At 64.7% G+C, this 13,265-nt stretch carries 13 protein-coding genes; 3 read left to right on the forward strand and 10 right to left on the reverse strand.

Annotated features, from left to right (window positions below; all coding sequences use genetic code 11):
• Positions 1-7: 7 nt before the first annotated feature.
• The 8 genes from J4O76_RS01650 to J4O76_RS01685 are packed head-to-tail and all read right to left on the reverse strand — an operon-like array spanning position 8 to position 7,940.
• The gene (locus tag J4O76_RS01650; protein ID WP_426279890.1) at positions 8-1,075 is read right to left on the reverse strand and encodes a spore photoproduct lyase family protein; all 1,068 of its coding nucleotides are present in this window, start codon (positions 1,073-1,075) and stop codon (positions 8-10) included.
• Positions 1,076-1,111: 36 nt separating this feature from the next.
• Positions 1,112-1,645 carry a response regulator transcription factor gene (locus tag J4O76_RS01655; protein ID WP_056490014.1) on the reverse strand — a complete coding sequence of 178 codons (534 nt, stop codon included), beginning with the start codon at positions 1,643-1,645 and terminating at the stop codon, positions 1,112-1,114.
• A complete protein-coding gene (locus J4O76_RS01660; protein ID WP_056063525.1) occupies positions 1,642-2,955 on the reverse strand; it encodes an ATP-binding protein in 1,314 nt (437 codons plus the stop codon). The genes J4O76_RS01655 and J4O76_RS01660 overlap by 4 nt, the downstream gene beginning before the upstream one ends.
• A complete protein-coding gene (locus tag J4O76_RS01665) occupies positions 2,952-3,668 on the reverse strand; it encodes an SURF1 family protein (protein ID WP_426279891.1) in 717 nt (238 codons plus the stop codon). Before J4O76_RS01665 ends, J4O76_RS01660 begins: the two co-directional genes overlap by 4 nt.
• The gene (cyoD, locus tag J4O76_RS01670; protein WP_056063531.1) at positions 3,668-4,051 is read right to left on the reverse strand and encodes a cytochrome o ubiquinol oxidase subunit IV; all 384 of its coding nucleotides are present in this window, start codon (positions 4,049-4,051) and stop codon (positions 3,668-3,670) included. Before cyoD ends, J4O76_RS01665 begins: the two co-directional genes overlap by 1 nt.
• Positions 4,048-4,686 carry a cytochrome o ubiquinol oxidase subunit III gene (gene cyoC / locus J4O76_RS01675; RefSeq protein ID WP_244187173.1) on the reverse strand — a complete coding sequence of 213 codons (639 nt, stop codon included), beginning with the start codon at positions 4,684-4,686 and terminating at the stop codon, positions 4,048-4,050. Before cyoC ends, cyoD begins: the two co-directional genes overlap by 4 nt.
• A gap of 4 nt (positions 4,687-4,690) precedes the next feature.
• Complete coding sequence (gene cyoB, locus J4O76_RS01680; RefSeq protein WP_056490025.1) at positions 4,691-6,691, reverse strand: cytochrome o ubiquinol oxidase subunit I; 2,001 nt, start codon at positions 6,689-6,691, stop codon at positions 4,691-4,693.
• Between the two features lie 10 nt (positions 6,692-6,701).
• Complete coding sequence (locus J4O76_RS01685; RefSeq protein ID WP_426279892.1) at positions 6,702-7,940, reverse strand: COX aromatic rich motif-containing protein; 1,239 nt, start codon at positions 7,938-7,940, stop codon at positions 6,702-6,704.
• Between the two features lie 213 nt (positions 7,941-8,153).
• Here J4O76_RS01685 and J4O76_RS01690 point away from each other — a divergent pair, with 213 nt between their 5' ends.
• Entirely contained in the window at positions 8,154-9,485 is a 1,332-nt protein-coding gene (locus J4O76_RS01690; protein WP_056490031.1) for an MFS transporter, read from the forward strand.
• A gap of 332 nt (positions 9,486-9,817) precedes the next feature.
• Here J4O76_RS01690 and J4O76_RS01695 read toward each other — a convergent pair whose 3' ends face one another.
• Positions 9,818-10,978 (reverse strand): MFS transporter, encoded by a 1,161-nt coding sequence (locus tag J4O76_RS01695; protein WP_426279893.1) that lies wholly within the window; start codon positions 10,976-10,978, stop codon positions 9,818-9,820.
• 63 nt (positions 10,979-11,041) lie between these two features.
• A complete protein-coding gene (locus tag J4O76_RS01700; RefSeq protein ID WP_426279894.1) occupies positions 11,042-11,659 on the reverse strand; it encodes a flavin reductase family protein in 618 nt (205 codons plus the stop codon).
• Positions 11,660-11,710: 51 nt separating this feature from the next.
• On the opposite strand from J4O76_RS01700, the gene J4O76_RS01705 reads away from it, so the two are divergent.
• Together J4O76_RS01705 and J4O76_RS01710 are read left to right on the forward strand one after the other, a co-directional pair.
• Positions 11,711-12,469: a cytochrome b/b6 domain-containing protein gene (locus J4O76_RS01705; RefSeq protein WP_426279895.1), complete on the forward strand. Its 759-nt coding sequence runs from the start codon at positions 11,711-11,713 to the stop codon at positions 12,467-12,469.
• Entirely contained in the window at positions 12,466-13,227 is a 762-nt protein-coding gene (locus tag J4O76_RS01710) for a molybdopterin-dependent oxidoreductase (RefSeq protein WP_426279896.1), read from the forward strand. Before J4O76_RS01705 ends, J4O76_RS01710 begins: the two co-directional genes overlap by 4 nt.
• Positions 13,228-13,265 lie beyond the last annotated feature (38 nt).

Here is a 13,265-nt window from a genome sequence, read left to right on the forward strand (position 1 = left end):
GTGGCGGTCAGGTCCAGTAGAGGATGCGGGCCTGCGGAAGCTTGGCGGCGATCTCATCCTGGAAGAAGCTGCGGAGCGCGCGCATCGTGTCGGCGTCGTAGACATATTTGACCGAACCGAACTTGGTGCGTTTCTCGGTGCGGTTGGCCATGCTGAGGTCGAGCGACGAGCCGGGATACCAGGTTTCGAGCACTGCCTTCGATCCGGGGGTGTAGCGGTGGGTGATCAGTTCGATCGTCACGTCGGGTACATCGGCGAGCACCCGGCCTGCCTCTGCAAGCAACTCGCCATACGCCTCGCGCCAGCCTCCGGCGGCGATGATCGGCGCGACCGTCAGGCCGATCTTGTAGCCCGCGTCCGCCATTCTTCGTAGCGCGAGCAGGCGGGCTGCGACCGGACTGGTGCCACCCTCGAAGCGTGCATAGGCGGCGGGGTTGATCGAGGCGCGCATCCGGGTGCGGCCGCGGTGATCGAGCGTCAGCAATGGCTCGACCGCGTCGAACTTGGTGGTGAAGCGCAACTGTACGTCCGCCTCCCATGCGCCGAAATGCGCGATAAGCGCGGAGAGCGATCCGGTGACGTGCTCGATGCCGAGCGGGTCGGTGTAGCAGGAGGCCTCGAACGTGGTGCCTTCGTGCGCGCGGGCGGTCGAACGCGACGTGACGGTGCCTTGGCCGAGGTGCGCGGGGAGTTCGGCGAGGATCTCGGGGAGGTTCGCATAGACGCGCGTTATGGGCGGCCCCTTGAGCGAGCCGGCGAGGTAGCAATAGCCGCAATGCGCTGGGCAACCCTCGGCGAGGTCGATCCGCCAGTCCGCGCTGGGGGCGATCGGCTGGAGTTTCCGCTTCGAAGGTGGCGCGACGACCAGCGCCAGCGTGGCCTTGGCTTCGGCATAGGCGCGGCGGGAATCGTCGGGGAAGTCGAGCTTGAGGCGGTCGCTCGGTAGCGTCGTGACCGGGACGCCCAGCGCTGTTGCGCGCGCGGCGATCTCGGCACCGTGATCCCACGTCAGCGCCGACGGGGTCGCAAGCAGTCGCTTCGGCTGCCAGAGTCGTGAGGGTTTTGGCGCTGGCATCGAACGACAACGCGCGCCTTCGCCGAAGCGTTGCGGCTATTTTACCGGGCGTTTCTCGAGCTTTCGCGCGAGCGTGCGGCGATGCATGCCGAGGCGGCGCGCGGTCTCCGAAATGTTGAAGTCGGTTTCGGCGAGCGTGGTGTGGATGCGCTCCCATTCGAGCGTCTTGATCGAGGTCGGGCGTTCGGACAATTCGGTGTCGACGCTGCCCTCGGTGCGGTCGAACGCGGCTTCGATATCATCAGTGTTCGAGGGTTTGACGAGATAGTGCGACGCGCCGAGCTTGATCGCCTCGACCGCGGTGGCGATGCTGGCGAAGCCGGTGAGGACGACGACGAGGATCTCGGGGTCGTGCGCATGGAGCGTCTGGACGCAGACGAGGCCGGACGCGCCGCCGAGCTTCAGGTCGACGACGGCGTAACGGGGCGTGCGCTCGGCGAGTTGCTCGACGAGTTCCTCGTGGCTGGCCGCCTGCATGACCTCGTAGCCGCGGCGTTCGAACGAACGACGGAGCGTGCGGGCGAACGTCTCGTCGTCCTCGACGATGGCCAGGAGTTTCGGTTCGGTCATGACAGCGCGATCGCGGAGAGGGGCATGCGGATCGTGACTTCGGCGCCGCCGCCTTCGCAGTTTACCACCGACACGCCGCCACCGAGCTTGCGCATGACGTTGACGGCGAGGAACAGGCCAAGGCCGTGGCCGGGTTCGCGCTTGCTCGACTGATAGGGTTTGCCGAAGCTCGCGAGCCGTTCGTCGCTGAAGCCGGGGCCGCGGTCGCGGACGATCAGCGCGAGGTCGCCGTCGGTGCGTTCGCCGCGGAAGGCGACCCAATGCGGCGAGGCTTCGGCGGCGTTGTCGAGCACGTTGGCGATCACCTGTTTCAATGCGGGGTCGGAGACGACCTGGGGATCGTCGCCGACTCGCGTGGTATAGTCGAAATCGACCGACGGGTGCACCGCGCGCCATTCGTCGACGATTCCGTCGAGGAGCTGGTGGAGCGGCATGATCTCGGGCGCTTCGCCGCGCGCTTCGCCGGCCGATAGAAGGATACCGGTGACAATCGCCTTGCAGCGCTGGACCTCGGATTGCATCTCGACGATCTCGGCCTGGAGGTCGGCGTCCTGCGCGAGCGTCGGCATGCGGCGCCAGTCGGCTAGGATCACGGCGATCGATGCGAGCGGCGTGCCGAGTTCGTGCGCTGCGCCGGATGCCAGGAGCCCCATGCGGACGATGTGATCCTCCTCCGCGGCCTGCTGGCGAAGGTCGGCGAGGCGCGTGTCGCGGGCGCGCAAATTGCCGGTGATACGCGTCATGAATAGCATCAGCAGCGTCGCGATCAGCATGAAGCAGAGCAGCGAGCCGATCGTGTAGAGCAGGAAATACTCGCCGCTGTAATCGGGGGGCAGGATCAGCGGGCGGTAATAGAGCGTGAGCACGCCGAAACACGCCGCGGTGACGGCGACGATCGCCCAGCTCGACCAGCGATCGAGCAGCACCGCGCCAAGCACGACATGGAGCAGATAGAGCGAGATGAACGGGTTGGTCGCGCCGCCCGCCAGATAAAGCTGCGTGGTGAGCAGGCCGACGTCGAACAGCAGCGCGAGCAGCAGCTGGATGTTCGCGCCCTTGCGCCAGCCGTACAGCGGCATGCTCGCGAGGTTGAGGCCCACGGCGGCGGCGAGCGCGGCCATCATCGGCACGAGGGGGAGGTCGAAGCCGAGACCGAAGCGCGCGAACAAGATGGTGACGAACTGGCCGGCGACCGCGATCCAGCGCAGCGTCACCAGCTGACGCATGTTGGCGTTGCCGGTCGCGTCAGTGCGCGCGGTGGCGAGCGCGAGCCAGCGTTGCCAGCCTTGGCGTGCCGCCTCCGAGGTCATGCCGCCTCTAGCCGCTTGCGCGCATCCTGGCGGACGAACACGACGAACGCACCGATCGTCATCGCGGCGAGCGCGAACCACGTCAGCATGTAGACGAGATGGTTGTTGGGGAAGGCGATGATCGTCAGGCCGCCGACCGGGGCGGCAGTGCCGGACTTGTCCGCATCGACGAAATAGGGCGCTACGTTCGACAGGCCGCGTGCGCTGGCGATCGCGGCAACGTCGCGCGAATACCATTTGCCGGTGGCGGGATCGTTGTGACGCAGGAAGCCGCCGCCGGGCTCGGTGATGCGGAGATAGCCGGTGATCGTGATGGGGCCGCTGGGCTTGGTATGCGCGACGCGCTGCTCGGGCGAGACGTAGCCGCGGTTGACGAGGACGGTGAAGCCTTGGGCGGTCCGCAAGGGGGTCACGACCCAATAACCGCTACCGAGCGCGGTTGCCGCGCGGACCAGCGTTTCGCGAGTATTGTCGAGGGTCCCGTCGAGCCGGATGCGGCGATAGGCATCCGTGGTGGCGGTAATCGCGCCCCAGGAAGCGGGTCCGGGCGGGGCGACCGGCGCGGCGTGTGCACGCGCCGCGACCTGTTCGATCAGGTTGAGCTTCCAGGTGCGGCGCTCGACCTGCCAGATGCCGAGCGCCATGAACCCGGCGAACAGCAGCAGCGCGACCAGGCCTGCGACATAGACGGCAGGGCCCGGTCGCGTCCTCATCACATGTCTGCCGCGGCCTGCATCGGCATCATGTTCGTGTTCATGTGGTACATCACCCAGATCGATCCGCTGAGCGTGATGACGACGAGGATGATCGTGAAGATCAGCGCCATCATCGTCCAGCCGCCCTCCGACTTGCCGCTCATGTGCAGGAAGTAGATCATGTGGACGACGATCTGCGCGACCGCGAAGACCATCACGACGAGCGCCGCGGTCGACGGATCCTTGAACGCGCCGGTCATGACCGCCCAAAACGGGATCGCGGTCAGGATGACCGAGAGGAAGAACCCCTTGAGGTAGCTGCCACGGGTGCCGTGTGCTGCACCATTGTCATGGTCGTGATCGGCGTGCGGATTGTTCGCCGGTGCTTGGGGATCGCTCATCGCAGGGTGCCCATCAGATAGACGAAGGTGAAGACGCCGATCCAGATGACGTCGAGGAAATGCCAGAACATGCTGAGGCACATGAGGCGGCGCTTGTTCGCGGCGATCAGGCCGTGCTTCTGGACCTGGACCATCAGCGTGACGAGCCAGATCAGGCCCATCGTGACGTGAAGGCCGTGCGTGCCTACGAGCGTGAAGAACGACGACAGGAACGCGCTGCGGGTCGGGCCCGCACCCTCATGGATGAGGTTGGCGAACTCGTACATTTCGATCGACAGGAACGCGAGGCCGAACAGGCCGGTGAAGACCAGCCACATCTGCATGACGCGCTGGCGACCTTCCTCCATCGACAGCATCGCGAAGCCGTAGGTGATCGACGAGAACAGCAGCATCGCGGTGTTCACCGCCACCAGCGGCAGCTCGAAGATCTCCTTCGGGCTGGGACCGCCGGCGTAGCTGTTGCCGAGCACGGCATAGGCCGCGAACAGCACCGCGAAGATGAGGCAATCGCTCATCAGGTACATCCAGAAGCCCAGCATCGTGCTGGCGCCGTCGGGATGCTCATGCTCCTCGATGTCGTAGAACGAGACCTTCTCGGTCTCGTTCAGGCCATCCTTCATGGGTATTGCGGACATCGCGTCAGGCTCCCTGGGTCGCGAGCTGGCGGGTGCGCGCGTTCTCGGTGGCGATCACGTCCTCGACCGGGATGTGGAAGTCGCGCTTATAGTTGAACGTGTGGAAGATGGTGGTGCCGAAGATACCGGCGAGTGCCAGCCCCGCGAGCCACCAGACGTACCAGATCATCGCGAACCCGAACGCCACGCTGAGACCGGCGAGCACGACGCCCGTGCCAGTGCCGCTCGGCATGTGGATCGACTTGAAGCCGGTCACAGGCCGCTCGTGCTTGCGATCCTTCATGTCGTACCAGGCGTCCAGGTCGTGGACGATCGGCGTGAACGCGAAGTTGTACTCCGGCGGCGGCGACGAGGTCGCCCACTCCAGCGTGCGGCCGTTCCACGGATCGCCGCTGTGATCGGCCAGCGCCTCGCGGTTGCGGATGCTGACGAAGATCTGGAGCAGGAAGGCACCGATGCCGGCGGCGATCAAGGCTGCACCGAAGGCGGCGATGACGAACCAGATCTGCAGATTCGGATCGTCGAAATAGCGCATCCGGCGGGTCACGCCCATCAGGCCAAGCACGTAGAGCGGCATGAACGCGAAGTAGAAGCCGACCACCCAGCACCAGAAGGATACCGTGCCCCACTTCTTGTCCAGCTTGAAGCCGAACGCCTTGGGGAACCAGTAGTTGATGCCGGCGAACATGCCGAACAGCGTGCCGCCGATGATCACGTTATGGAAATGCGCGACCAGGAACAGCGAGTTGTGCAGCACGAAATCGGCTGGCGGCACCGCGAGCAGCACGCCGGTCATGCCGCCGATCGTGAAGGTCACCATGAAGGCGATCGTCCACATCATCGGCAGTTCGAACCGGATCCGACCCTTATACATCGTGAACAGCCAGTTGAAGATCTTGGCCCCTGTCGGGATCGAGATGATCATCGTGGTGATGCCGAAGAACGAATTCACGCTCGCGCCCGAGCCCATCGTGAAGAAGTGGTGCAGCCAGACGAGATAGGCGAGGATCGTGATGACGAGCGTCGCATAGACCATCGAGCTGTAGCCGAAGAGGCGCTTGCCCGAGAAGGTCGAGGTGACTTCCGAGAAGATGCCGAACGCCGGCAGGACCAGGATGTAGACCTCGGGGTGACCCCAGATCCAGATCAGGTTGACGTACATCATCGGATTGCCGCCCGAGTCGTTCGTGAAGAACGCGGTGCCGATGTAGCGATCGAGCGACAGCATCGCGAGAACCGCGGTCAGCACCGGGAAGGCGGCGACGATCAGGATGTTGGTGCACAGCGACGTCCAGACGAAGATCGGCATCTTCATCATGGTCATGCCGGGCGCACGCATCTTGACGATGGTCGCGACCAGATTGACGCCGGACAACAGCGTCCCAATGCCCGCGATCTGCAGCGCCCAGATATAGTAATCGACACCGACGTCCGGCGAATACGCCAGTCCAGAAAGGGGCGGCATCGCGAGCCAGCCGGTCCGTGCGAACTCACCGATGAACAGCGACATCATGACGATCACGGCACCCGCCGCGGTCATCCAGAAGCTGAAATTGTTGAGGAACGGGAACGACACGTCGCGCGCACCGATCTGGAGCGGGACGACGTAGTTCATCAGCCCCGTGACCAGCGGCATCGCCACGAAGAAGATCATGATCACGCCGTGTGCGGTGAACACCTGGTCGTAGTGATGCGCGGTCAAATATCCTTCGGACCCGTTGAACGCCATCGCCTGCTGCGCGCGCATCATGATCGCGTCGGAGAACCCGCGCAGCAGCATGACGATCGCCAGGATGATGTACATGATGCCGATCTTCTTGTGATCGACGCTGGTGAACCACTGGTTCCACAGATAGCCCCAGACCTTGAAATAGGTCAGCGCGGCGACGAGACCGAGCCCGCCGATCGCCACCATCGCGAAGGTGGCGACGACGATCGGTTCGTGCAGCGGCAGCGACTCCAGGGTCAGGCGGCCGAAGATAGTCTTCAACAGGGTGTCGTTCATGATGGTTTCTCTAGCCGTTCGCGACGGGGCGCGTGCCCGGCATGGTGGAGGGGGTCAGCATCGTGTGATTGCGGTTCTGCTGCGAGCCGGGCGCGCCGTTAGCGCCGTCCTTCTTGATGTCGGCAGGCGCGGTCCAGTGGTTGCCGCTACCCTTTTCGTTCGCGTCCTTCATCAACGCGCCTTCGGGATGACCGGTGTCCTGCGGGCCCTTGCCGCCATTGACTCCGGGCATCGCCATGCCAGCGTGCGAGTCCCCCCCGCCTTTGCCGCCGTGCATCATCTGCGACATGCAGACCTTGCCGGGCTGGACGCACTGCTCGACGACCAGCTTGAACATGTTCGGCTCGACCGCATTGTAGTAGCGGACCGGGACCTTCTCGCTCGGCTTCTCCAGCTGGAGATAGCTCGCGCGATTGAGGCCGCCGCCACGCTGCTTGACCTGGTTGATCCAGGCATCGAAGCCCGCGTCGCTGACGCCGTGGAAGCGGAAGCGCATCCCCGAGAAGCCCGCGCCACTATAGTTGGACGAGAAGCCCTCATAGTTGCCGGGCTTGTTGATCACCGCGTTCAGCGTCGTCTGCATGCCGGGCATCGTGTAGATCATGCCGGCGAGCGCGGGGATGTAGAACGCGTTCATCACCGACGACGAGGTCATCTGGAAGCGGATCGGCCGATCGACCGGCGCAGCCAACTCGTTGACCGTGGCGATGCCGTATTCCGGATAGATGAAGAGCCACTTCCAATCGAGCGCGACGACCTGCACCTCGAGCGGCTTGCCGGCGCCGTTCGGACCGTTGCCCGCCTGCTGCTTGTCGACCAGGTTGCCGACCGGCACGTTGTTCGCGAGCGTCGGCGTGTCCGGCTTGATCCGGCCGAGCGGGCGGTACGGATCGAGCAGGTGCGTGCTGGTCCAGGTCAGCGCACCGAGCGCGATGATGATCAGCAGGGGGATGCCCCAGATCAGCAGCTCGAGGCCGACCGAGTGATCCCAGTTGGGTTCGTACTTGGCGGCCTTGTTCGACTGGCGATACCGGAACGCGAAGAACAGCGTCAGGCAAATCACCGGAACGATGATCAGCAACATCAGCCCGGTCGAGATCAGCACCAAGTCGCGCTGCTGCACTGCGATATCGCCGGATGGCGACATCACTACCCAGTCGCAACCGCTGGTGAGCAGTGCCAAGGGCATGGCCACCAACCATTTTCGAGCCGAGATTTTGGTGCGGGAAAGCTGTGTCACGACGGTCATTCGGTCCCCCTACGCCTCGGTTGCGCTGCGCTACAGTGGACAATTTGTCCAATGGGCGCTGCACTGCAACATCGGCATGACTTTATCGTCGCCCGGAGTAGCATAGATCACCCCTGCCCGCATTGGGCGCGGGAGATTGGCGCGGAATATATCTGCCCGCATCCGCCGGAACAGCGTATCATCGGGTTCGCGCCCTGAAGAGCGAGTTGAAGAATGAGTGCAAATACAGTCCCCGAGACGAGCTTCGAAGCCGATGCTCGCAGTATCCACAGCGACGGCGAGCACGTCACGCCCGGCGTGATCGCGATCGGCGTGGTGATCGGCCGCACCTCGGAATTCTTCGACTTCTTCGTGTATGCGATCGCCTCGGTGCTGGTGTTCCCGACCTTGGTCTTCCCGTATGTCGACCGGTTGCAGGGCACGCTGTATTCGTTCGCCGTGTTCGCGCTGGCATTCTTCGCCCGGCCGATCGGCACGGTAATCTTCATCGCGGTCGACCGCGCCTATGGCCGCAGCGTCAAGCTGACGATCTCGATCTTCTTGCTCGGCACGTCGACGGTCGCGATGGGGTTCATCCCGAGCTATGATTCGGTCGGCAACTGGTCGGTCGCGATCCTCGCGCTGCTCCGTATCGGCCAAGGGATCGCGCTTGGTGGCGCCTGGGATGGTCTCGCCTCGCTGCTGTCGCTGAACTCGCCGGAAAAGCATCGCGGCTGGTACGCGATGCTGCCGCAGCTGGGTGCGCCGATCGGCCTGCTGGTCGCCAGCGGCCTGTTCGCGTTCTTCGTCGCTGCGTTGCCGACCGAGGATTTCTTCTCGTGGGGCTGGCGCTATCCGTTCTTCGTGGCGTTCGCGATCAACGTCGTCGCACTGTTCGCTCGTCTTCGCCTGGTCGTGACGCCCGAGTTTGAAGAGATGTACGCCAAGCGCGAGCTCGAGCCCGCACCGGTGGTCGAGACCGTGCAATCGCAGTGGAAGGCGATCTGGCTCGGCTCGTTCGTCCCGCTCGCGAGCTTCGCGTTGTTCCACATGGTCACGGTGTTCCCGCTGTCGTGGGTCGTGCTGTTCACGCGTGAGGCACCGGCGCGCTTCCTGGTGGTCGAGGTGATCGGCGCGGTGATCGGCATTGGCGCGATGCTGGTGTCGGGGCTGCTCGCGGACCGGTTCGGGCGTCGCACGATGCTGGGCACGATCGCGGTGCTGATCGCGCTGTTCGCAATCGCCGCACCGAAGCTGCTCGATGGCGGCGACGTCGGCGAGCGTCTGTTCATGGGCGTCGGCTTCCTGCTGTTCGGCCTGTCGTTCGGCCAGTCCTCGGGCGCGATCGCCTCGAGCCTGTCGCCGCAGCATCGTTATACGGGCTCGGCGCTGACGACCGATTTGGCGTGGCTGTTCGGTGCCGGGTTCGCTCCGCTCGCGGCGCTGTTGCTGACGAGCAAGCTGGGGCTGGCGGCGAGCGGCGCGTACCTGTTTTCGGGCGCGGTGTTCACGTTGATCGCTCTGGGGTTGAACAAGCAGCTCGCCAAGCGCGACATCGCGCGGTGATTGGTCGGGGCTGACGGACTTACCGAGCGGCCCCCTCACGAACGATTAGCACCGCCCGTTCCGGTACGAACGCGACCCACACCCATCTGCACCACCCCGGCGAAGGCAGGGGCCCAGTTGGCAAGGTCGTTGTAACGATGCGCTGCCCTTAGTTAGCACCGTCCCCGAACTGGGCCCCGGCCTTCGCCGGGGTGGTGGCAGCTTGGTAGGATCGATACGTCCTCAATAGAGCAGTTCCCCCGCGAAGGCGGGGGTCCAGGAGCCACCAGCGCCACCGCCTGCAATCCTGGACTCCCGCCTTCGCGGGAGAACAGTACTCGGCGGAACATCATTCATACCCGCCGGCGATCCAGTCCCCAAGACACCGCCCAGATCACAAACCCGCCAAGCGCCAGCGCCGTCCCGACCCACCCAGTCGACGGCAACCCATACCCACCCGCGATCGCCAGCCCGCCAAGCCAAGGCCCAAGCGCATTGGCCGTATTGAACGCGGAATGGTTGAGCGCCGCCGCCAAGGTCTGCGCCTCCTCCGCGACGTCCATCAGTCGCGTCTGGAGAATCGTCGACAACCCGCCCCCGCACCCGATCAACACCACCACCGGCAGCATCGCCCACAGATGCGGCGTCGCCGGCGCGTAGAGCGCGAGCGCTCCTGCCCCGAACAGCAACGTAATCCCCGCCGCCGGCATCAGCGCCACGTCGGCCGCCTTCGCGCAGACCAAAGTCCCGATCGTCATGCCGACGCCGAACAAAGCGAAGGCCACCGGCGTGAATGCGGACGATACGCCCGTCACTTCGGTCAACGTCGAAGCGAGATAGGTGTAGACGCAGAAGATTCCGCCAAACCCGACCGCACCGATGGCGAGCGTCAGCCACACCTGCCCGTTACGCAGTGCAGCGAGTTCCCCCAGTGGGCTCGCATCCTTGGCAGGCCGCAAGACCGGCGCGAACCGAAACAGCATCGCCACCGTCGCGGCCGCGATGATCGCGACGATCCCGAACCCCCAGCGCCAGCCGAACCACTGACCGATGCCGTTCGCCAGTGGCACGCCAGCGATCGTCGCGATCGTCAGCCCGAGCATCATCCGCGACACCGCGCGCGACCGCTTCTCGCGCGGCACCATCGACGCCGCGACAAGCGATCCGACGCCGAAATACGCGCCATGCGGCAGGCCACTCAGGAACCGGGCGAGCAGCATCAGATGATAGGTCGGCGCGAGCGCGGACAGGCCGTTGGCGATCCCGAGGAAGGTCATCAACCCGATCAGCAACACCCGCCGCTCGATCTTCGCCGCCAGCACCGCGATCGTCGGCGCGCCAACGACCACGCCTAGCGCGTATGCGCTAATAACATGCCCAGCGGTCGGCTCGTCGATCCCGAGCCCGCGTGCGAACTGCGGCAACAGGCTCATCGCCGCGAACTCGGTGGTCCCGATCGCGAACCCGCCGACGGCGAGCGCGAGCAGCGCCATGCGCGTATCGACAGGTTTCATGGGGTATCGCTTTCTCAGGGTCGCTGCGGCGGCACAATGCTGCATCGCAACATGCACCCTCTATCACCCCGGGCGGCGCATCTTGAACAAGGAATCCTCCGTGATCGCAAAGTAATCCGCAGGGCCGCCGCCGCGCAGGATCGGGTTCGCGCGGGCGGTCTGGTAGACACCGTTCTCCAGCATCGCCGAGTCGATATGGATCGCGACCGCCTCGCCGAGCACCAGCCACTGGTCGAGCTCGCGGCCTTCCTTGGTCTCAAGCCGGATCAGCTGCGTGAGCTTGCACTCGAACTGCGCACGCGAGGCGGCCACGCGTGCTGGCTTGACCTTCGTCGAGGCCGCCATCTCTAGCCCTGCCAGCGCGAACTCGTCGACGTCGGCCGGCACGCTCGCCGAGGTCGCGTTCATCGCCTCGCCGAGATCGCGCGTGACGAGGTTCCAGACGAACTCGCCGGTCGCCTCGATATTGGCGACGCTGTCCTTCCAGCCCATCGACGAGAAGCCGATGATCGGCGGGGTGTAGTTGAACAGGTTGAAGAAACTGTACGGCGCGAGGTTCGGCACGCCGTCGGGGGATACGGTGCTGACCCAGCCTATCGGCCGCGGCGCGACGATCGCGTTGAGGGGATCGTGCGGCAGGCGATGGCCGTTCGCGGGCTCGTAAGAATGCCATTCGGTCATACATGTATTCCTGCTATGTCACGGTCCGACTGCCTATAGCGAAGGTCGAGCATGAACGATCCCACTGCCCCGACTATCAGCACCCCGGTCATCAAGCGCCACCGATTGGCGACGCGCGTCTGGCACTGGGTGACGGTGGTGACGATGTTCATCATGATCGGCAGCGGGATCGGCATCCTCAAGGCACATCCGCGGCTGTATTGGGGACGGTATGGCGCGAATTTCGATACCGCGTGGACGACGCTCGACCAGTGGCCGAGCTGGCTGGTGTCGCTGCTCAACCTCCTGACAATCCCGGCGGGCTACAACCTGGCATTGTCGCGGCGCTGGCATTTGCTGTTCGCGCTGGTGCTCGCCTTCGCGCTGCTCGGGTTCATGATCGTCAGCCTGATCAACAAGCATTTCCAGCGCGATCTTCGCGTGCGGGCGGCCGACCTGTCGCCGCGCGAAGTGGCGCACGACGTGAAGGAGCATCTCGCGTTCCGCTTCCACGATCCCAGGAAGCCGGGCGCGTACAATATCCTCCAGAAGCTGTCGTACGTGGTGACGATTTTCGTACTGATCCCGGTGATGATCCTGACCGGGCTGACGATGTCGCCGGGAATGGATGCGGCATGGCCGTGGCTGCTTGAGGTGTTCGGTGGGCGGCAGTCGGCGCGCTCGATCCACTTCATCGCCGCCACCGGGCTGGTGCTGTTCATCATCGCGCATCTCGCGCTGGTGATCCTTGCGGGGACCTGGAACGAGGTGCGGTCGATGATTACCGGGCGTTGGAAAGTGCCCGCCCACCCGTCGGAGGACGTCGCATGAGTTCGCTGATTACCCGCCGCTCGCTCGTCATGGGCGCGAGCATCGGTGCAGGCGCGCTGCTGGCCGGCTGCGACAAGATCGCCGCGAACCCGGAGGCGCGGAAGATCCTGTTCATGGGCGAGGACATGAATCGCGGACTGCAACGCGCGCTGACCAACCGCAACGCGCTCGCGCCCGAGTTCAGCCCGGCGCAGATGTCGCCGATCTTCCGCTCGAACGGGACGAGCAACCCGGGGACCGCGGAGTATACCACGATGGTCGCCAACAATTTTGCGGACTATCGGCTGAAGGTCGGTGGGCTGGTCGATCGGCCGCTGTCGGTGTCGCTGCCGCAACTCCGCCAGATGCCATCGCGTGCGCAGATCACGCGCCACGATTGCGTCGAGGGCTGGAGCGCGATCGGCAAATGGCAGGGGCCGAAGCTCGGTGCGCTGCTGACCGCTGCGGGGTTGCAGAAGTCCGCGCGCTACATCGTGTTCACCTGCGCCGACCTGTTCGGCGGCGCGAATTATTACGAATCGGTCGATCTGGTCGATGCGTTCCATCCGCAGACGATCCTGGCGTGGGCGTTGAACGATCAGGTGCTCGACGTCGCGCACGGCGCGCCCGTCCGGCTACGGGTCGAACGACAGCTCGGCTACAAGCACGCTAAATACGTCATGGCGATCGACGCGGTCGTCAGCCTCGCCGGGATCGGCAAGGGCAAAGGGGGCTATTGGGAAGATAACGTGGATTATGACTGGTACGCAGGCATCTGAGCCGCCCCGAGGGGTAGCGCAATTCCGTACCAGTCATT

The organism is Sphingomonas sp. NFX23 (genome assembly GCF_049887795.1).
Lineage (GTDB): Bacteria > Pseudomonadota > Alphaproteobacteria > Sphingomonadales > Sphingomonadaceae > Sphingomonas.